Here is a 20,307-nt window from a genome sequence, read left to right as displayed (position 1 = left end):
GCAATCAAGATTGATCGCGTCTGTCGAGAATTCTAGACTCGATTCCGTCTCCTCAACGGACTCCTTTCGCCATGACACCCGAACTCGCATTGACGCATCTGTGGCAACTCGCACAAGGCGATCCCGGCGCACTGGCCCGCGCGACCGTGACGGGCCAGGACCCGACGCTGCCGTCGACGTTTCACGTCGGCACGCTGGCTGCCGCGACGATCGCGGCAGCCGGGCTCGCGGCGGCGGAATGTCACCGGCTTCGCACCGGCATCGCGCAATCCGTCGACGTGTCGGTGCGCGATGCGCTGATCGCGTTCCGCAGCGAGCGCTACCTGCGAGTCGACGACGGCCCGCCGCCGGAGTTGCGTCACCCGGTGACGGGGTTCTTCGAGACGCGCGACGGGCGCTGGATCCAGCTGCACGCGAACTTTCCGCATCACCTGCACGGCATCATCGACGTGCTCGGCTGCGGCGCGGAACCCGCCGACGTCGCCGCGGCGATCCGCACATGGGACGGCGCGGCGCTCGATACCGCGCTGGCCGAGGCCGGCCTGTGCGCGGCCTTGATCAGAACACCTGAAGAATGGGCGGCGCACGAGCAGGCGCGCGCGATCGCGTCGTTGCCGCTGTTCGAGATCGAGCGGATCGGCGACGCGCCGGTCGAGCCGGTCGGCCGCGGCGACACCGGCCAGCCGCTCGCCGGCGTGCGCGTGCTCGATCTCACGCGCATCATCGCGGGGCCGGTCGCGGGTCGGACACTGGCGTCGCACGGCGCGCAGACGCTGCTCGTCAACGGTCCGCACCTGCCGAACATCGCGCCGCTCGTGATCGACAACGGGCGCGGCAAGCGTTCGACGTGGATCGATCTGCGCGACGCGGCGGGCATCGATACGTTGCACGCACTCACGAGCGATGCCGACGTGTTTCTGCAGTCGTATCGGCCCGGCGCGCTCGCGGCACGCGGTTTCGCGCCGCAGGCACTCGCAGCGCTGCGGCCCGGCATCGTGTGCGTGTCGGTGTCGGCCTACGGGCACGCGGGGCCGTGGGCGAAGCGGCGCGGTTTCGACAGCCTCGTGCAGTCGGCGAGCGGCATCGCATGGCAGGAGCAGCACGCCGCGCAGGCGGACGGGCCGCGCCATTTGCCGTGCCAGGCGCTCGACCATGCGACGGGTTATCTCGCGGCGTTCGGCGCGATGATGGCGCTCGCTCGGCGTGCGAAGGAGGGGGGAAGCTGGCACGTGCGGATGTCGCTCGCGCAGACGGGGCGCTGGCTGCAGTCGTTCGGCAACGTGCCGGACGGGTTGCAGGTGCCCGATCTCGCGCCTGCCGACGTGCGCGACCGGATCGACCGCCTCGCGTCGCCGTTCGGGATGCTCGACACCGTGCGGCCGGCCGAGCGGTTGTCGGCGACGCCGCCGGCGTTTGAGCGCCCCCCCGTGCCGCTCGGCACCGACGAGGCACGCTGGCTGTAAGCGCCGGCGGTGCGGCGCGCGTTACTTGCGCAACTCGACGACGAAATCGTAGTAGTCGTTGCGGCAGTAGGTATCGGTCAGTTCGATCGCGCGCTGGTCCGACGTATAGCCGATCCGCGTGATCAGCAGCAGTGCGTCGTGCGGCGCGATGCCCATCTGTTCGGCGATCTCGTCGGTCGCGTTGACTGCGCGGAAATGCTGCAGTGCGCGCACGATCGGTGTGCCGCGCGCTTCGAGGTAGCTGTACAGCGAGCCGGCGATCGCTTGCGGATCGGGAATCAGCGTCGCGGGGAACGTCGAGTTCTCGACGGCCATCACGATGCCGTCGGCGAGCCGCAGGCGTTTCAGGCGCGTAACGGATGCAGCCGGCGACAGCCCGAGCTGGATCACTTCGTCGCGGTTCGCCGGCTGAATTTCGCGCGCGAGCCATTGCGAGCTGGGCTTGAAGCCGCGGCGCTCGAGCATTTCGCTGAAGCTCGACAATCGCGACAGCGGATCCTCGTAGCGCGGCTGGATGAAATTGCCCGCGCCCTGCGTGCGGCGGATCAAGCCCTGCTCGACGAGCAGCGCGATCGCCTTGCGCGCGGTGATGCGCGACACGCCGAGCGCTTCGGACAGCACGCGCTCGGAAGGCAGTGCTTCGCCGGCCGTCCAGCGGTTGTCGTGGATCGCGTCACCGAGCTTGCGGGCGAGCTGCAGGTAGAGCGGCGTGTCGTTGTCGGGGTCGGGGCGCAGGTCCTGCCACCGGTCGTCCGTGGGTGCCTTCATGGAATGGGTATCGATCAGGTTGCGGCCATTCTAAGTCATCACGCCGCGCCGTTATAGCCGGTTTTTGCCGTGTAATAGGCTGCGGGCGCACCGATTGACTACACTGACGCGTCGTATTCCACGCTTCGGCCGCGGTGCGCGGCCACGAATCCGCAACGAATCTGCAACGAGGAACGCATGACAGACACGATCGCCACGGTCGTCCTGCCGGACGGCGAGACGATTCCGAAGCTTGGCCTGGGCACTTGGGAAATGGGCGAGCGGCCGGCCCGGCGCGCGGACGAGATTGCCGCGCTGCGCGAGGGCGTCGACCTCGGGATGACGCTGGTCGATACGGCCGAGATGTATGGTGACGGTGCGACCGAAACGCTCGTCGGCGAGGCGCTCGCAGGCCTGCGCGACGACGTGTTCCTCGTCAGCAAGGTCTATCCGCACCATGCGAGCCGGCGCGGCGTCGTCGCCGCGTGCGACGCGAGTCTCAAGCGCTTGCGTACCGATCGCCTCGACCTGTACCTGCTGCACTGGCGCGGCTCGGTGCCGCTCGAGGAGACGGTCGAGGGGTTCGAGGCGTTGCAGCGCGCGGGCAAGATCCGTCACTGGGGCGTGAGCAACTTCGATACGGCCGACATGGTCGAGCTCGTCGACGAGGCGGGCGGCGGGGCGTGCGCGGCCAACCAGATCCTCTACAACATCGCGCGGCGCGGCCCGGAATTCGACCTGCTGCCGTGGCTCGCCGATCACCGGATGCCGGCAATGGCGTACAGCCCGATCGATCACGGGCGGTTGCCGAAACGCTCGCCGCTCGACGAGATCGCGCGGCTGCGCGGCGTGTCGGTGATGCGGGTCGCGCTGGCATGGGTACTGGCGCAACCGGGCGTGTTCGCGATCCCGAAGGCATCGAGGATCGAGCACGTGCGCGACAATCGCGCCGCGCTCGATTTCAAGTTGGGCGATGACGAGCGCGCGCAGCTCGACGCCTATTTCCGCCCGCCACGCAGCAAGCGCGCGCTCGAGATGCTCTGATTGCACCCGGGCGGGTAACGCTTCCGGTCAGTGGTTGCCGCCGGACGATCCACCATTGCCGTGACCGCCGCCGTTGCCGTTACCCGTGCCGTGGCCGTTGCCGACGCCGTTGGCACCGCCATTGCCGGCGCCTCCGCTGCCGTTGCCGCTACCGTTGCCACCGCCATTGCCGTGACCGCCGTTACCGGTGCCTCCACTGCCGTTGCCGTGGCCACCATTGCCACCAGAGCCGTTGCCTTGGCCTCCACCAGCACCGTTGCCATTTCCACGGCCGTTGCCGACGCCGCTGGAACCGCCGTTACCGGCGCCACCACTGCCATTGCCGTTGCCGTGACCACCGCCGTCACCGTCGCCATGGCCGCCGCCATGGCCGTGACCACCGCCGTCACCGTTGCCGTGACCGCCGCCGTTTCCGTGGCCACCGCCGTCACCGTCGCCGTGGCCGCCGCCGTTTCCGTGGCCACCGCCGTCACCGTCGCCGCAACTGCCACCGCTGCTGCTGCCGCCGTGGCCACCATGGCCGCCACCCGAAGTGCCGCCGCCCGAAGTGCCACCACCTGAAGTGCCACCACCTGAAGTGCCACCACCTGAAGTGCCACCACCTGAAGTGCCACCACCTGAAGTGCCACCACCTGAAGTGCCGCCACCTGAAGTGCCACCACCTGAAGTGCCGCCACCTGAAGTGCCGCCACCCGAAGTACCGCCACCCGAAGTGCCGCCGCCGGAAGTGCCGCCACCCGAAGTGCCGCCGCCGGAAGTGCCGCCACCCGAAGTGCCGCCGCCGGAAGTGCCGCCACCTGAAGTGCCGCCGCCGGAAGTGCCGCCGCCGGAAGTGCCGCCACCTGAAGTGCCGCCGCCGGAAGTGCCGCCACCTGAAGTACCACCACCCGAAGTACCGCCACCTGAACTACCACTGCCGGACGTATTACCGCCGCGGCCGGTGCCGCTCGTACCACTGGAGGTTCCGCTTGTGGTTCCGCCGACGCCGGCAGGTCCGACGGCGCCATTCCCGTTATTTCCGCCGCTACCGCTACCGCTACCGCCGCTACCGCTCGTACCCGCACCGTTCCCGCCGCCACCACCGGCATAGACGTGCATCGCGCACGCAGCCGGATTGGCGGCGCACGACGATGCGTCCTCGACCAGTGTCATGATGGAGTCCGCGCTGGCATTCGCGTCGGGCGCGGAGTCAGGCGTCGTGTTTTGTGCAACGGCATACGAGCAGCAGCACGCAAACGCGGCTGCGGCCAGCAAGGCTGCACGAGGGCGCCGTCCCGCCGGGCGGAACGGTTGTTTTGTCTTATGCATCATGGCTTCCCCATGCGCGCGATGCCTCGTCGCCGCGCGGCTATCTACATGTCGTGCAGGGGGCCGGCAAAGATTCGTAGTCCTTTTTTCGGCGGTCGATTGATTCAGGGCCGGCGCTTGACGCCAGCCGTGAACGCGGATCGGTACGCGGGCCCGCCGTGCGAATCCCTATCTGCGAGATTCGTGCCATCGGCCGCTTGTGCCCGTGGCGCAACGCGCACGCAGGCGCGCGACGGCGCATGCGACGTCGTCGGGGGCGTTTTGTTTCGGGATTGAAACGTCTGAGCGTTGCTCAGCGTGCCGGCGCATCGGCCGCGCGTTGCCAGCGGTGGAACAGGATCGACACGATCCAGCAGACGAGGAACAGTGCGACGATGCCATAGCCGATCGAGCCGAAGCGCTCGCCGAGCGCATCGAGCGCATCGCGCACGGGGCCCGTCAGCGACAGCTTGTCGGCCAGCAGCCCGGCCGCCTCGATCCCGCCGATCGCCAGCGCGACGGCCGCCGACACGAACGTGATGCTCGCGTTGTAGAGCAGCTTGCGTTGCGGATCGTCCATTGCCCAGCCGTATGCATGAACCATCAGCACGTTGTCGGTCGAATCGATCAGCGTCATGCCGGCGGTGAACAACGCGGGAAACAGCATGACCGTGTAGACCGGCAGCCCCTGGCTTGCCTGCGCGGCGGCAATCGCGAGCAGGCCGATTTCGGTTGCAGTATCGAAACCCAGGCCGAACAGCACGCCGACCGGATACATGTGCCAGCTCTTCGACACGAACCGGAACAGCGGGCGCAGCAGTCGCGAAATGAGCCCGGCAGGGCGGTGCGCGTGCGTGTCGTCGTGTCCGTGCCCGGGTGCGCGGCGATAACGTCGCCACACGTCGCGCAGGATCATCAGGTTCACGCACGCGAGCACGAGCAGGAAGGTGGCCGATACGGCGGTGCCGATCGTGCCGCCGATCTCGCGGAACGCATCGAACCGGTCGCGCAGCGCGAACGCGGTCAGTGCGATGCCGAGCGTCGCGGCGATCACGATCGTCGAATGGCCGAGCGAGAAGAACAGCCCGACGCTCACCGGACGCTGGCCGTCCTGCATCAGCTTGCGCGTCGCGACGTCGATCGCGGCGATATGATCGGCGTCGACCGCGTGACGCAGCCCGAGCCCGTACGCGATCGCCGCAGTGCCGAGCAGCAGCGGATGATCGCGCAGCACCGCGAGCGCCCACAGCCAGACGGCGACGTTCGCGGCGATCAGGCCGGCGTAGAGCATCAGCAGGCGGCGCAGGGCAGGGGTGGGCGGCATCGGGCGGGTTCCATCTGACGAATCGCGAGCCATTGTGGCATGCAAAAAAAATGCCTGGCGTGCCGATCAAAAAAACGCGGGTGCAGCGCGCGCCGGACGAAAAAAAGCCCGTCCGGAACCGGACGGGCCTGGCTTGCATGCGACAGGGCGCGAGCGCCCGGCGCTTACTTCGTCTTCGCGCTGATCACGCCTTCCGATACGTTGGCCGGCGTTTCCGCGTACTGCTTGAACTCCATCGTGTACGTCGCGCGGCCCTGCGTGGCCGAACGCAGCGACGTCGAATAGCCGAACATCTCCGCGAGCGGTACTTCGGCGCGCACGAGCTTGCCGCCGCCGCCCGCGATGTCCTCCATCCCCTGCACGATGCCGCGACGGCTCGACAGGTCGCCCATCACGTTGCCCATGAAGTCCTCGGGCGTTTCCACCTCGACGGCCATCATCGGTTCGAGCAGCACGGGCTTCGCGCGGCGCATCGCTTCCTTGAACGCCATCGAACCGGCCATCCGGAACGCGTTTTCGTTCGAGTCGACGTCGTGGTACGAACCGAACGTCAGCGTGACCTTCACGTCGACGACCGGATAGCCCGCCAGCACGCCGCTCTTCAGCGTTTCCTGGATACCCTTGTCGACCGACGGAATGTATTCGCGCGGAATCACGCCGCCCTTGATTGCGTCGACGAACTCGTAGCCCTTGCCGGGATTCGGCTCGAGCGTGATCACCGCGTGGCCGTACTGGCCGCGGCCGCCCGACTGCTTGACGAACTTGCCCTCGACGTCCTTCGCAGGCGTGCGCACCGTCTCGCGATAGGCGACTTGCGGCTTGCCGACCGTGGCTTCCACGCCGAACTCGCGCTTCATCCGGTCAACCAGGATTTCGAGGTGCAGCTCGCCCATCCCCGAAATGATCGTCTGCCCCGATTCCTCGTCGGTCTGCACGCGGAACGACGGATCTTCCTGGGCGAGACGGTTGAGCGCCAGGCCCATCTTTTCCTGGTCGGCCTTCGTCTTCGGCTCGACCGCCTGCGAGATCACCGGCTCGGGGAAGATCATGCGTTCGAGCACGATCGGGTGAGCCGGGTCGCACAGCGTGTCGCCGGTGGTCGCTTCCTTCAGGCCGACGGCCGCCGCGATGTCGCCCGCGCGCACTTCCTTGATTTCCTTGCGCTCGTTTGCGTGCATCTGCAGGATCCGGCCGAGCCGTTCCTTCTTGTCCTTCGTCGCGTTGAGCACCGTGTCGCCGGATTCGACGACGCCCGAATACACGCGGAAGAAGATCAGCTGGCCGACGAACGGGTCGGTCATGATCTTGAACGCGAGCGACGAGAACGGATCCTCGTCGTTCGGATGACGTTCCGCTTCCTTGTCGTGCAGGTCGTGACCGAGAATCGCCGGCACGTCGGCCGGCGACGGCAGGTAGTCGATCACCGCGTCGAGCATCGCCTGCACGCCCTTGTTCTTGAACGCGCTGCCGCACAGCATCGGCACGATCTCGTTCGCGATCGTGCGCTTGCGCAGCGCGCCCTTGATCTCGTCCTCGGTCAGCGACTCGTGGTCGTGCAGGTACTTCTCGAGCAGTTCCTCGCTCGCTTCGGCAGCCGCCTCGACCATCTTCTCGCGCCATTCGTGCGCGAGCTCGACGAGATTCGCGGGGATGTCTTCGTACGTGAACTTCACGCCCTGGCTTTCGTCGTCCCACACGATTGCCTTCATCTTCACGAGATCGACGACGCCCTGGAAGTGATCTTCCGCGCCGATCGGAATCTGGATCGGCACGGCGACGCCTTTCAGTCGGTCGCCGATCTGCTTCTGCACACGGAAGAAGTCGGCGCCGATGCGGTCCATCTTGTTGACGAACGCGATGCGCGGCACCTTGTATTTGTTCGCCTGGCGCCACACGGTTTCGGATTGCGGCTGCACGCCGCCGACCGAGTCGTAGACCATGCACGCGCCGTCGAGCACGCGCATCGAGCGCTCGACTTCGATCGTGAAGTCGACGTGCCCGGGCGTATCGATGATGTTGATGCGGTGTTCCGGATAGTTGCCGGCCATGCCCTTCCAGAAGGCCGTGGTCGCCGCCGACGTGATCGTGATGCCGCGTTCCTGCTCCTGCTCCATCCAGTCCATCGTGGCCGCGCCGTCGTGCACTTCACCGATCTTGTGGCTCACGCCGGTGTAAAACAGGATGCGCTCGGTCGTCGTGGTCTTGCCGGCATCGATGTGAGCGCTGATCCCGATATTTCGATAGCGCTCGATGGGGGTTTTGCGGGGCACGTGAACCTCCTGGTGGTTCGGATCGTAAGCGGGCCGGCAGGGCCGACCCGGGGTGGAACAAGCGAGACTTAAAGCATAGCGCTTGCGCGTGGCTTTTGCAGATGCGGCCGGCGCCGGCTGAATCAAGGCGGACGCCGGGCGCCGGGCGAAAAAAAACCGGCGCCCAACGGGCGGCCGGTTTCGGTCGGTGCGCGGCGCGACGCCGCGGCGAAGACCGTTACTGGGCCTGCGGCAGCCCGTCGAGCTTCATGCCGGGCTTGATGCCCTTGGCCGCGAACCAGCCCTTGCTCATTTCGAGCGCATAGACGCCGTTGTTGCGCGGGCAGTGGTTGTCGGTCGTCTCGGCGCGCATCTCGTCGATGTCGGTGATCGTGCCGTCCGCGCGGATGAACGCGATCGACAGCGGGATCAGCGTGTTCTTCATCCAGAAGCAATGCACGGCATTCTCGTTGAAGACGAACAGCATGCCTTCGTTCGGCGCGAGCTGCGAACGGTACATCAGCCCCTGTTCGCGGTCGGCGTCGTTCGCGGCGACGGCCGCGTCGATCACGTACATGCCGGCGCGCAGCTTCACGCGCGGGAACTCGCTCGGCTGCTTGGCGCCGGGCGGCATCTGCGCGCTGGCAGCCTGCATGCCGAACGCGAGGACGGCGAGCGCGGCGGGAAACACGGCGGCGCGCGCAAGGCGGCCGAGCGACGAGCGCAGGGAGAATTGCACAGCATGGCTCCTGTCTGGGAAACGAGACCCGCATGGTACGCGATGCGCGCGGGTGGGCGCACAAAAGAAAAAGGCAGATCGCCTTGCGGTGATCTGCCTTTCAACGCCGTAAGAACGGCAAAACTGCGTGTTCTTGACTGCGTTATTACAGCAAGCTTACTTAGTTCGAAGCAGCTGCCGGTGCTGCTGCGTCGCTTGCTGCAGCCTTCTTCGATGCCTTGTGGTGCTTCTTGGCTGCGTGGTGCTTCTTGGCAGCGTGCTTAGCCGGTGCCGAAGCAGCTTCTGCTGCTGCCGGAGCAGCTTCCGGAGCCGAAGCTTGTGCGAAAGCAGCCGTTGCGAAGAGGCCAGCGACCAGAGCGGCGATCAGTTTGTTCATGTTGTGTTCCTCAGCTTTAGTTAATTAACCAAATGACCCGGCAATAGGAGTCATGTCGTCTAACGGTGCCATCCACCTTTCGGTTGACAGACGCTTCGAGAAATTTCTCATTGCGCTGCGGGCGCCGAATCGTATTCGAGAAAAACGTCGCTTTCGTGACACAAACACGGGTTCGGCTGCCAATGCCGGATAGCTAAGGTTGGCATCTGCGTGGTTTAACGCGCGATCTTCGCAGGTGGTTGACGAAAAAGATGACGAAAAATGCGTGCGTCCCGAATTCGTCATCCGGCCGGCGCGAAACCGTCCCACGGCGCGCGTGGCGGCAGCGCGATTGTTTCGCCCGGCGCAATGCCGAGCGCAAATATGTCCAGTGCGCCGATGCCGGCGCGCACCAGGCGCAACGTCGGGAACCCGACGGCCGCCGTCATCCGGCGCACCTGCCGGTTCTTGCCTTCGGTGATCGCGAGTTCGATCCACGTGGTCGGGATCGCGGCGCGGTAGCGGATCGGCGGATTGCGCGGCCACAGCGTGTCGGGCGGTTCGATGAATTCGGCGCGGCACGGCCGCGTCACGTAATCGCCGAGATCGACGCCGCGCGCGAGCGCCTTCAGGTCGGCCGGGCCGGGCGCGCCTTCGACCTGCGCCCAGTAGCGCTTCACGAGCTTGTGGCGCGGCTCCGCGATGCGGGCCTGCAGCGCGCCGTCGTCGGTGAGCAGCAGCAACCCTTCGCTGTCGGCGTCCAGCCGGCCGGCTGCATAGACGCCGGGCGTTTTTACCCAGTCGCCGAGCGACGGCCGCGTCTCGTGCGCGGAAAACTGGCAAATCGTGCCGAACGGCTTGTTGAGGGCGATCAGGTTCATGACGGGGCGTCCACCCGGCGCGCCGCGGGAAGCGGGGGCGGGCGGTCTATGGCAAATGGCGGAATCTTAATGCATAATACGGAACGGCAAGTCCTCTGTCTTATATAAGACATAAGTGAGGTCTTGATACGCAGTGCCGCGGTTCATGCCGAAGTGCCCGGTTGGGGCGCTAGAATAGCGGCTCGCTGTTGCCGTCACGGGGTGGCCATGCCGCGCCCCCGCCGCGCGCGCAGCTTCGACCAGCATCACCTGCTCAGCCACGTCACTGGAGTCGATCATGCCGTATCAGCACATCAAGGTTCCGGAAGGCGGTGACAAGATCACCGTCAACAAGGACTTCTCGCTCAACGTTTCCGATCAGCCGATCATTCCCTATATCGAAGGCGACGGTACGGGCTTCGATATCACGCCGGTCATGATCAAGGTCGTCGACGCGGCGGTCGCGCATGCCTACAAGGGCAAGCGCAAGATCCACTGGATGGAGATCTTCGCGGGCGAGAAGGCGACGAAGGTGTACGGTCCGGACGTGTGGCTCCCGGAAGAAACGCTGCAGGTGCTGAAGGAATACGTGGTGTCGATCAAGGGGCCGCTCACGACCCCGGTCGGCGGTGGCATCCGTTCGCTGAACGTCGCGCTGCGCCAGGAACTCGACCTGTACGTGTGTCTGCGTCCGGTCCAGTACTTCAAGGGCGTGCCGTCGCCGGTGCGCGAGCCGCAGAAGATCGACATGGTGATCTTCCGCGAGAACTCGGAAGACATCTACGCGGGCATCGAATGGGCCGCGGGCTCCGAGCAGGCGAAGAAGGTCATCAAGTTCCTGCAGGACGAGATGGGCGTGAAGAAGATCCGCTTCCCGGAAACCTCGGGGATCGGCGTCAAGCCCGTGTCGACCGAAGGCACCGAGCGTCTCGTGCGCAAGGCGATCCAGTACGCGATCGACAACGATCGCAAGTCGGTCACGCTGGTGCACAAGGGCAACATCATGAAGTTCACGGAAGGCCTGTTCCGTGACGCCGGCTACGCGCTCGCGCAGAAGGAATTCGGCGGCGAGCTGATCGACGGCGGCCCGTGGATGCGCGTGAAGAACCCGAAGACGGGCAACGAGATCGTGATCAAGGATTCGATCGCCGACGCGTTCCTGCAGCAGATCCTGCTGCGCCCGGCCGAATACGACGTGATCGCGACGCTGAACCTGAACGGCGACTACATCTCCGACGCACTGGCCGCACAGGTCGGCGGCATCGGGATCGCGCCGGGCGCGAACCTGTCGGATTCGGTCGCGATGTTCGAGGCGACGCACGGCACGGCGCCGAAGTACGCGGGCAAGGATTACGTGAACCCGGGTTCCGAGATCCTGTCGGCGGAAATGATGCTGCGCCACCTCGGCTGGACGGAAGCGGCCGACACGATCATCGCCGCGATGGAGAAGTCGATCCTGCAGAAGCGCGTCACGTACGACTTCGCGCGCCTGATGGAAGGCGCGACGCAGGTGTCGTGCTCCGGCTTCGGCGAAGTGCTGATCGAGAACATGTAAGACCCCTTCCGGGGTGGGCCGGCGTGTGCCGGCCGCCCCGGCGCTGACTGCCGGCGCCGGAGCGTTTCGTGAATGGCAGGTTTGTTGGCAGGGCGGTCCGGCATGCGGGCCGCGGCGTCGCGATGCGGCCCGGAGGCCCTGCAAGGTAGAACATGACGGCCCTCGCAATACCACCGCCCGGCTGAGCCGGCGCGCTCCTTTCGCGACCGACCCGGTCGCTCCCCGCCGGTTACCGCCGGCGCTCCTGAGTCCAAATTTTCACGTAGCAACGCATCGACCATGTCCACTTCGCCCAAGATCATCTACACCCTCACCGACGAAGCGCCCGCGCTCGCGACCTATTCGCTGCTGCCGATCGTCAAGGCCTTCACGCGCTCGTCCGGCGTCGCCGTCGAAACGCGCGACATCTCGCTCGCCGGCCGCATCATCGCCGCATTTGCGGACGTCCTGCCGCCGGAGCAGAAGGGTTCCGACGATCTGGCCGAGCTGGGCCAGCTCACGCTGAAGCCGGAAGCGAACATCATCAAGCTGCCGAACATCAGCGCATCGGTGCCGCAGCTGAAGGCCGCGATCGCCGAACTGCAGGCGCAGGGTTTCAAGCTGCCGGCCTACCCGGAAGATCCGTCGACGGACGAAGAGAAGGCCGTCAAGGCGCGCTACGACAAGATCAAGGGCAGCGCGGTGAACCCGGTGCTGCGCGAAGGCAACTCCGACCGCCGCGCGCCGCTGTCGGTCAAGAACTACGCACGCAAGCATCCGCACAAGATGGGCGCGTGGAAGGCCACGTCGAAGGCGCACGTCGCGCACATGAGCGAAGGCGATTTCTACGGCAGCGAGAAGTCGGCGCTGATCGCCGATGCCGGCAGCGTGAAGATCGAACTCACGACGACCGACGGCGTGAAGAAGGTGCTGAAGGAAAAGACGGCCGTGAAGGCCGGTGAAGTGATCGACGCCTCGGTGATGAGCCGCAAGGCGCTGCGCGGCTTCATCGAAGCGCAGATCGCCGACGCGAAGGCGCAGGACGTGCTGTTCTCGGTGCACCTGAAGGCGACCATGATGAAGGTCTCGGACCCGATCCTGTTCGGTCACTTCGTATCGGTGTTCTACCGTGACGCGCTCGCGAAGCACGCGGACGTGCTGGCGCAGGCCGGCTTCAACCCGAACAACGGCATTGGCGACCTGTACGCGCGCCTGAAGGACCTGCCGGCCGATACGCGCGAAGCGATCGAAGCCGACATCAAGGCCGAATACGCGGTGCGCCCGCGCCTCGCGATGGTCAACTCGGACAAGGGCATCACGAACCTGCACGTGCCGAGCGACGTGATCGTCGACGCATCGATGCCGGCGATGATCCGCGATTCGGGCGGCATGTGGGGCCCGGACGGCGCGCTGTACGACGCGAAGGCCGTGATTCCGGACCGCTGCTACGCAGGCGTGTACCAGGCCGTGATCGAGGACTGCAAGCAGCACGGCGCATTCGATCCGGTTACGATGGGCAGCGTGCCGAACGTCGGCCTGATGGCGCAGGCAGCTGAAGAATACGGTTCGCACGACAAGACGTTCCAGATCCCGGCGGACGGCGTCGTGCGCGTGACCGACGAAGCCGGCAACGTGCTGCTCGAGCACGCGGTCGAGTCGGGCGACATCTGGCGCATGTGCCAGACGAAGGACGCACCGGTGCAGGACTGGGTCAAGCTCGCGGTGAACCGTGCGCGCGCGACCGGCGCACCGGCCGTGTTCTGGCTCGACCCGGCGCGTGCGCACGATGCGCAGATCATCGCGAAGGTCGAACGCTACCTGAAGGATCACGACACGAACGGTCTCGACATCCGCGTCCTGACGCCGGTCGAAGCGACGCGTTTCTCGCTCGAGCGCATCCGCGCGGGCAAGGACACGATCTCGGTCACCGGCAACGTGCTGCGCGACTACCTGACCGACCTGTTCCCGATCATGGAGCTCGGCACCAGCGCGAAGATGCTGTCGATCGTGCCGCTGATGGCCGGCGGCGGGATGTTCGAAACCGGTGCGGGCGGCTCCGCGCCGAAGCACGTGCAGCAGTTCGTCGAGGAAGGCTTCCTGCGCTGGGATTCGCTGGGCGAATTCCTCGCACTGGCCGCATCGCTCGAACACCTCGGCAACGCATACCAGAACCCGAAGGCGGTCGTGCTCGCGAAGACGCTCGACCAGGCGACCGGCAAGTTCCTGGACGAGAACAAGTCGCCCGCGCGCAAGGTCGGCGGCCTCGACAACCGCGGCAGCCACTTCTACCTGTGCCTGTACTGGGCGCAGGCGCTGGCCGAGCAGACCGACGACGCCGCGCTGAAGGCGCAGTTCGAAGGCGTGGCGAAGTCGCTGTCCGACAACGAAGCGCGCATTCTGGAAGAACTGGCGGCGGCGCAAGGCAACGCGCAGGCGATCGGCGGCTACTACCGTCCGAACGTCGACCTGACGAGCCGGGCAATGCGCCCGAGCGCGACGCTGAACGGCATCGTCGACGCAGTCGCCTGACGCGGGCCGCGCAATCGCGCGGGCCAATGCGTATGCCGGCGCGGCGGAACTCGCCGTTCGCCGCCCGACGCAAAATGAAAACGCCCCGGTCGCCCGGGGCGTTTTTCGTTGCAGGCTTGCCATTCAGACGTGAACGATTTCCCATTCGGCGATTTCGTGCGGCACTTCGAGCGTGGCCGTGTCCAGTTCGGACGGCTGCTCGCAGTCGCCGCGGGAGATGTGGTCGGCCGCGACTTCGGGGCACGAGAATGCGCCGAGCAGGGCGTTGCCGAACGTCGCTTCCCAGCCGCCGTTACCCGGCAGGATGTAGAACGACCCGAGCGCTGAACCAAAGCGAAATCCCTTCATTTCCGTTCTCCCTTTCTGATCACAAGCGATTCTGTTGTGCCGCCTGCCGGATCGACCGGCTGTGGCCCGACTGGCTGCTTGCGCCGGGTTCCGTATCGAACGTCTTGGCGAAGCGTCAGTGCATGGAACAAAGTCTACGTCCGCGACCCGTTCGGATGGTGCATGTAGAACGGCTTCTCGAAACAAAAATTATCCTTTAAAAACAAAGAATTATTTCTTTCGTTTTGTATTGCGGAATGATTTTCGGCATCGCGAAACGCGAAATTTGTGCCCTGCACCACGATTTTTTACAACGCAGCGACTTGTTCCGCATCGTGAAATATTGGTCGTTTCGCGGATCGGCGATGCGGCGGGTGTCGATGCGGAGGCGAGCGGAGGGCGCAGGAGGGGCGACCGGAGGATGCAAACGGCGCGGCTGGGCGCGGGTTGCGGTGGTTGACGGAGCGCGGCGCCGGCCGGCGATGGAGGAGGTGCATCGAGTCCGCGCGGAAATACCGCTTGCTGCGGCGTATCGCCGCCCGCCCGGCGGCGGCGTTCGTCTATAAGGCCCTGCGGTTATGATGACGCGGGCATTGGATTTCGCGTCGCGCACCGGCGGTCCAGCCGGCCGGCGCAGACGCCGCGGCCGTCGCGCGGCGCTGCATGGAATAACAAGGATCGATTGATGATACGGAGAACCTTCCTGTCGCGCGCCATCGGCGTCGCGGCCGCGTCGTTGTTCGCGCGCACCGCGTGGGCGCAGCATGCCGGTCATGCGGGCATGGCCGGCATGGATTCGATGGACGACATGCCCGGCATGGCAGGGATGTCGGGCCACGCGCAACACGGCAAGCCCGCACCGGCCGCGCTTGCGGCCGCCGATGCGCTGCCGGCCGGCGCGCCGCTCGCGACGTTGCGCACGCTCGCCAACGAAAGCCGCGAGCCCGGCACGTTCCGGGCCACGCTGGTCGCACAACCCGTGGCGCGCCCGATGCTGCGCTGCGCACGGCCGACCACGTTCTGGCAGTTCGGCGGCGGCACGCAGGGCCCCGTCGTCGGCCCGCTGATCGACGTGCGCGAAGGCGATACCGTCGAGATCCGGTTCGTGAACAAGCTGCCGCAGCCGTCGACGATCCACTGGCACGGCCTGCCCGTGCCGCCCGACCAGGACGGCAACCCGTCCGATCCCGTCGCGCCGGGCGCGACGCGCGTGTACCGCTTCACGCTGCCGAAGGGCAGCGCCGGCACCTACTGGTACCACCCGCATCCGCACATGATGACGGCCGAGCAGGTGTTCCGCGGGCTGGCCGGCCCGTTCATCGTGCGTGCCGCGGACGACCCGCTTGCCGGCTGGCCCGAGCGCAACCTGTTCGTATCCGACCTGAAGCTTGCACGTGACGGCACGATTGCGCCGAACGACATGATGGACTGGATGAACGGCCGCGAAGGCCAGTTCGTGCTGGTCAACGGCGCACGCCGGCCGCGCATCGACGTCGCGGGCGACGAACGCTGGCGCGTATGGAACGCGTGCAGCGCGCGCTACCTGCGCGTCGCATTCGACGACGGTCGCGCGTTCGAGCACGCGGGCACCGACGGCGGCCTGTTCGACGCGCCGCGCCGCGTGACGTCGCTGCTGATCGCGCCGGGCGAGCGTGCGGAACTGCTGGTGCGCGCCGGCGACCGCGCTTCACGCGCGGTGCTGCAGGCGGCCGAATACGACCGCCGCAAGATGGCGATGTCGCACGACGACGGCCATGGCAGCCTGCCGCCCGACCCGGCGCTGGCGCTCGCCGATGTCGCGTTTGCACCTGCCGCCGCGCGCGCGGTACCCGCCACGCTGCGTGCGGTGCTCCCGCTGGGCGAGCCGGTCGCGCACAAGACGGTCGCGTTCGGCGAGGAAATGGACATGGACGCGATGATGAAGGGCGCGGCGCAGGGTCGCCCGGCCGGCATGCGCTTCACGATCAACGGTGAGACCTACGCGGCGCACCGCGCGACGCTGACGAGCCGTCGCGGCGACGTCGAGCGCTGGGAGATCCGCAATACGACGGACATGGATCACCCGTTCCACCTGCACGGCACGCAGTTCCAGGTGATCGAGCGCGCGTCGGGCGGTTCGCGGACGCCTGAACCATTCCGCGCATGGCGCGATACCGTCAACGTGCGCAGTGGCGAAACCGTGTCGATTCTCGTCACGCAAGACATGCCCGGAGAGCGCATGTTTCATTGCCACATTCTCGAACACGAGGATCTCGGCATGATGGGCACGCTGAAGGTCGTGTAACGAAGTCGCGAATGTGTTTCACGTACTGGATCGTTATCCGATCTGCATGCGTGAGAAGACAATGCGTGTTCAATTATCGGGATTGAACGAAAAGGCCGGCCAATCGATAATCGATTGGCCGGCCTCAAAAAAAGAAACCCGGCGCAATGCGCCGGGTTTCTTCGTCCGATATCCGATGCCTTTATGCGGCCTGGATGTTCGACGCTTGCTTGCCCTTCGGTCCTTGAACGACGTCAAAGCTCACCTTCTGGCCTTCCTTCAACGTCTTGAAGCCATTCATGGTGATAGCCGAGAAGTGCGCAAACAGATCCTCACCGCCCTCGTCGGGAGTGATGAAACCGAAGCCCTTCGCGTCGTTGAACCACTTAACGATACCAGTTGCCATTTTCCTACTTCCCCTGTCACACAGTCGCTGCTACTTACCACGAGCACGCTCGAAAAGCTAAACGACTGGAAAATACAGTCGTTCCCCCCTCACAAGCTCACCTCGGCCTCTTTCATTTCGCCAACTGGCAAATTGAAAAAAGTGCCAGCTTGATTGTTGGCGCTCTTTATTGGAGTGTCAAGAGGAATTTTTAGACGGTTAGAGGGTCGTTGTAAAGAACCCATTTTCAGGGTTTTTCCGGCTTTGCTTTGCAGCATGTGGCCAAGCGCGGGGTCTTGAAAAGCCGCATAATCGGCTCATATACCAGGCTCGAGTGACACGCGTTCGAGTCGTCCCGGCTTGTGGGATACTGGATGCGGACACGACGGTCCGGTGCAGTTGACCCCTGACGGTTCGTGTTCCGCGCCACGCGTGAAAGCCGGCACCGCAGCCGGCTTTCGTATGGCACGAAGACGAAAGCGTGTTCCGGGATACCGGGGAGGGCGCCGGCCGGTCGGTCGGGTAATGGCAGGATTGCGGGCCTGTCCGAGTTGTTTAGAATGGGTGTATGGCGATTATCCCGGACAAGCAGGACAGTACCGTCCTGGAACGCAAGCAGCAGAAGCTCAAACCGCCTTCGATGTACAAGGTGGTGCTGCTGAACGACGACTTCACGCCGATGGAATTCGTCGTGATGGTGGTCCAGGAGTATTTCAAGAAGGATCGCGAGACGGCCACGCAGATCATGCTGAAGGTCCATCGCGAAGGGCGAGGGGTATGTGGGGTCTATACGCGGGACATCGCGTCGACCAAGGTTGAGCAAGTCGTTACCCATGCGCGGCAGGCCGGGCATCCGCTGCAGTGCGTGATGGAGGAAGCATGATTGCCCAGGAATTGGAAGTCAGCCTGCACATGGCGTTCATGGAAGCACGCCAGGCGCGCCATGAGTTCATTACGGTCGAGCATCTGCTGCTGGCCCTGCTGGATAATCCGACGGCAGCCGAGGTGTTGCGCGCGTGCGCGGCCAACATCGAGGACTTGCGTCAGAACCTGCGCAATTTCATCCACGACAACACACCTACCGTCCCGGGCACCGACGATGTCGATACCCAGCCGACGCTCGGTTTCCAGCGCGTGATCCAGCGCGCGATCATGCACGTCCAGTCGACGTCGAACGGCAAGAAGGAAGTCACCGGCGCGAACGTGCTGGTCGCGATCTTCGGCGAGAAGGATTCGCACGCCGTGTACTACCTGCAGCAGCAGGGCGTCACGCGTCTCGACGTGGTGAACTTCATTTCGCACGGCATCGCGAAGACGAACAACGGCGAAGCCGCGAAGTCGACCGATGCGAACGCGGAAAGCGAAGACGCGAATGCGCAGAAGGAAACGCCGCTCGCGCAGTTCACGCAGAACCTGAACCAGATGGCGAAGGACGGCCGCATCGATCCGCTGATCGGGCGCGAGCCCGAGGTCGAGCGCGTCGTGCAGGTGCTGTGCCGTCGCCGCAAGAACAACCCGCTGCTCGTCGGCGAAGCCGGCGTCGGCAAGACCGCGATCGCGGAAGGGCTCGCGTATCGCATCACGCGCGGCGAAGTGCCCGACATCCTCGCGAACGCGCAGGTCTACTCGCTCGACATGGGCGCGCTGCTCGCAGGCACCAAGTATCGCGGCGATTTCGAGCAGCGTCTGAAGACGGTGCTGAAGGAACTGAAGGAGCGCCCGCACGCGATCCTGTTCATCGACGAAATCCACACGCTGATCGGCGCGGGCGCCGCGTCGGGCGGTACGCTCGATGCATCGAACCTGCTGAAGCCGGCGCTGTCGTCGGGCACGCTCAAGTGCATCGGCGCGACGACGTTCACCGAATATCGCGGCATCTTCGAGAAGGATGCGGCGCTGTCGCGGCGCTTCCAGAAGGTCGACGTGACGGAGCCGACCGTCGAGCAGACGGTCGCGATCCTGCGCGGGCTGAAGTCGCGCTTCGAGGAGCATCACGGCGTCAAGTACTCGTCGGGCGCGCTGTCGGCCGCGGCCGAGCTGTCGGCCCGCTTCATCACCGACCGTCACCTGCCGGACAAGGCGATCGACGTGATCGACGAAGCGGGGGCCGCTCAGCGCATCCTGCCTAAGTCGAAGCAGAAGAAGACGATCGGCAAGAGCGAGATCGAGGAAATCATCTCGAAGATCGCGCGCGTGCCGGCGCAAAGCGTGTCGCAGGACGATCGCAGCAAGCTGCAGACGCTCGACCGCGACCTGAAGAGCGTCGTGTTCGGCCAGGATCCGGCGATCGACGCGCTCGCCGCGTCGATCAAGATGGCGCGCGCGGGCCTCGGCAAGATGGACAAGCCGATCGGCGCGTTCCTGTTCTCCGGCCCGACGGGCGTCGGCAAGACCGAAGTGGCGCGCCAGCTCGCGTTCACGCTCGGCATCGAGCTGATCCGCTTCGACATGTCGGAATACATGGAGCGTCACGCGGTGAGCCGCCTGATCGGCGCGCCGCCGGGCTACGTCGGGTTCGACCAGGGCGGCCTGCTGACCGAAGCCGTCACGAAGAAGCCGCATTGCGTGCTGCTGCTCGACGAAATCGAGAAGGCGCATCCGGACATCTACAACGTGCTGCTGCAGGTGATGGACCACGGCACGCTGACGGACAACAACGGCCGCAAGGCGGATTTCCGCAACGTCATCATCATCATGACGACGAACGCGGGCGCCGAGTCGATGCAGAAGGCGACCATCGGCTTCACGACGCGCCGCGAGACGGGCGACGAGATGACCGACATCAAGCGCCTGTTCACGCCGGAGTTCCGCAACCGCCTGGATTCGATCATCAGCTTCCGCTCGCTCGATGAGGAAATCATCATGCGCGTGGTCGACAAGTTCCTGATCCAGCTCGAGGAACAGCTGCACGAGAAGAAGGTCGACGCGCTCTTCACCGACGCGTTGCGCAAGCATCTCGCGAAGCACGGCTTCGACCCGCTGATGGGCGCGCGGCCGATGCAGCGGCTGATCCAGGACACGATCCGGCGCGCGCTGGCCGACGAACTGCTGTTCGGCAAGCTCGTCAACGGCGGTCACGTGACGGTCGATGTCGACGACAACGACAAGGTGCTGTTGTCGTTCGACAAGCTGGCGAATCCGCCGCACAAGCCGAACGAAGAGACGGTCGAAGTCGAGTAAGCGATAATTCGTTGTTCATGC

General features: G+C 65.5%; 17 protein-coding genes. 7 read left to right on the top strand and 10 right to left on the bottom strand.

From position 1 onward, the window contains the following. Window positions 1–71 precede the first annotated feature (71 nt). Window positions 72–1,463: a CoA transferase gene (locus AC5LXK_RS13560; protein WP_493389271.1), complete on the top strand. Its 1,392-nt coding sequence runs from the start codon at window positions 72–74 to the stop codon at window positions 1,461–1,463. A gap of 21 nt (window positions 1,464–1,484) precedes the next feature. On the opposite strand, the gene AC5LXK_RS13555 is transcribed toward AC5LXK_RS13560, so the two are convergent. Then, on the bottom strand, window positions 1,485–2,231 hold the full coding sequence (locus AC5LXK_RS13555) for a GntR family transcriptional regulator (protein WP_011546029.1): 747 nt from the start codon (window positions 2,229–2,231) through the stop codon (window positions 1,485–1,487). A gap of 177 nt (window positions 2,232–2,408) precedes the next feature. Between AC5LXK_RS13555 and AC5LXK_RS13550 the strand changes: the two genes are divergently transcribed. Then, the gene (locus AC5LXK_RS13550; RefSeq protein WP_493389270.1) at window positions 2,409–3,254 is read left to right on the top strand and encodes an aldo/keto reductase; all 846 of its coding nucleotides are present in this window, start codon (window positions 2,409–2,411) and stop codon (window positions 3,252–3,254) included. Window positions 3,255–3,281: 27 nt separating this feature from the next. Here AC5LXK_RS13550 and AC5LXK_RS13545 read toward each other — a convergent pair whose 3' ends face one another. From AC5LXK_RS13545 to AC5LXK_RS13520, 6 genes are all read right to left on the bottom strand, one after another. Next, window positions 3,282–4,562 (bottom strand): hypothetical protein, encoded by a 1,281-nt coding sequence (locus AC5LXK_RS13545; RefSeq protein ID WP_493391223.1) that lies wholly within the window; start codon window positions 4,560–4,562, stop codon window positions 3,282–3,284. Window positions 4,563–4,854: 292 nt separating this feature from the next. Next, window positions 4,855–5,865 (bottom strand): HoxN/HupN/NixA family nickel/cobalt transporter, encoded by a 1,011-nt coding sequence (locus AC5LXK_RS13540; protein WP_493389269.1) that lies wholly within the window; start codon window positions 5,863–5,865, stop codon window positions 4,855–4,857. A gap of 164 nt (window positions 5,866–6,029) precedes the next feature. Further along, on the bottom strand, window positions 6,030–8,135 hold the full coding sequence (gene fusA, locus AC5LXK_RS13535) for an elongation factor G (RefSeq protein ID WP_493389268.1): 2,106 nt from the start codon (window positions 8,133–8,135) through the stop codon (window positions 6,030–6,032). Window positions 8,136–8,352: 217 nt separating this feature from the next. Further along, window positions 8,353–8,853: a DUF192 domain-containing protein gene (locus AC5LXK_RS13530; RefSeq protein WP_493389267.1), complete on the bottom strand. Its 501-nt coding sequence runs from the start codon at window positions 8,851–8,853 to the stop codon at window positions 8,353–8,355. 160 nt (window positions 8,854–9,013) lie between these two features. After that, the gene (locus AC5LXK_RS13525; RefSeq protein ID WP_011352970.1) at window positions 9,014–9,229 is read right to left on the bottom strand and encodes a hypothetical protein; all 216 of its coding nucleotides are present in this window, start codon (window positions 9,227–9,229) and stop codon (window positions 9,014–9,016) included. Window positions 9,230–9,510: 281 nt separating this feature from the next. Continuing rightward, window positions 9,511–10,089, bottom strand: a complete 579-nt coding sequence (locus AC5LXK_RS13520) for a pseudouridine synthase (RefSeq protein WP_493389266.1) — start codon at window positions 10,087–10,089, stop codon at window positions 9,511–9,513. Between the two features lie 277 nt (window positions 10,090–10,366). Here AC5LXK_RS13520 and icd point away from each other — a divergent pair, with 277 nt between their 5' ends. After that, on the top strand, window positions 10,367–11,623 hold the full coding sequence (gene icd / locus AC5LXK_RS13515; RefSeq protein ID WP_493389265.1) for an NADP-dependent isocitrate dehydrogenase: 1,257 nt from the start codon (window positions 10,367–10,369) through the stop codon (window positions 11,621–11,623). A gap of 279 nt (window positions 11,624–11,902) precedes the next feature. Then, entirely contained in the window at window positions 11,903–14,131 is a 2,229-nt protein-coding gene (locus AC5LXK_RS13510) for an NADP-dependent isocitrate dehydrogenase (RefSeq protein ID WP_493389264.1), read from the top strand. A 123-nt stretch (window positions 14,132–14,254) separates the two neighbouring features. Here AC5LXK_RS13510 and AC5LXK_RS13505 read toward each other — a convergent pair whose 3' ends face one another. Next, on the bottom strand, window positions 14,255–14,479 hold the full coding sequence (locus AC5LXK_RS13505) for a hypothetical protein (protein ID WP_043190017.1): 225 nt from the start codon (window positions 14,477–14,479) through the stop codon (window positions 14,255–14,257). A 664-nt stretch (window positions 14,480–15,143) separates the two neighbouring features. Between AC5LXK_RS13505 and AC5LXK_RS13500 the strand changes: the two genes are divergently transcribed. After that, complete coding sequence (locus AC5LXK_RS13500) at window positions 15,144–16,742, top strand: multicopper oxidase family protein (RefSeq protein ID WP_493389263.1); 1,599 nt, start codon at window positions 15,144–15,146, stop codon at window positions 16,740–16,742. A 181-nt stretch (window positions 16,743–16,923) separates the two neighbouring features. Here the strand turns inward: AC5LXK_RS13500 and AC5LXK_RS13495 are convergent, their stop codons facing one another. Both AC5LXK_RS13495 and AC5LXK_RS13490 read right to left on the bottom strand, forming a co-directional pair. Further along, window positions 16,924–17,127 carry a cold-shock protein gene (locus AC5LXK_RS13495; RefSeq protein ID WP_006478030.1) on the bottom strand — a complete coding sequence of 68 codons (204 nt, stop codon included), beginning with the start codon at window positions 17,125–17,127 and terminating at the stop codon, window positions 16,924–16,926. 89 nt (window positions 17,128–17,216) lie between these two features. Continuing rightward, complete coding sequence (locus tag AC5LXK_RS13490; RefSeq protein WP_493389262.1) at window positions 17,217–17,384, bottom strand: hypothetical protein; 168 nt, start codon at window positions 17,382–17,384, stop codon at window positions 17,217–17,219. A gap of 290 nt (window positions 17,385–17,674) precedes the next feature. Between AC5LXK_RS13490 and clpS the strand changes: the two genes are divergently transcribed. Together clpS and clpA are read left to right on the top strand one after the other, a co-directional pair. Beyond that, window positions 17,675–17,989 (top strand): ATP-dependent Clp protease adapter ClpS, encoded by a 315-nt coding sequence (clpS, locus tag AC5LXK_RS13485; RefSeq protein WP_006398529.1) that lies wholly within the window; start codon window positions 17,675–17,677, stop codon window positions 17,987–17,989. After that, a complete protein-coding gene (clpA, locus tag AC5LXK_RS13480) occupies window positions 17,986–20,286 on the top strand; it encodes an ATP-dependent Clp protease ATP-binding subunit ClpA (RefSeq protein WP_493389261.1) in 2,301 nt (766 codons plus the stop codon). The genes clpS and clpA overlap by 4 nt, the downstream gene beginning before the upstream one ends. Window positions 20,287–20,307 lie beyond the last annotated feature (21 nt).

This window comes from Burkholderia pulmonis, assembly GCF_984667975.1.
This window is presented reverse-complemented; position numbering and strand designations above follow the sequence as displayed.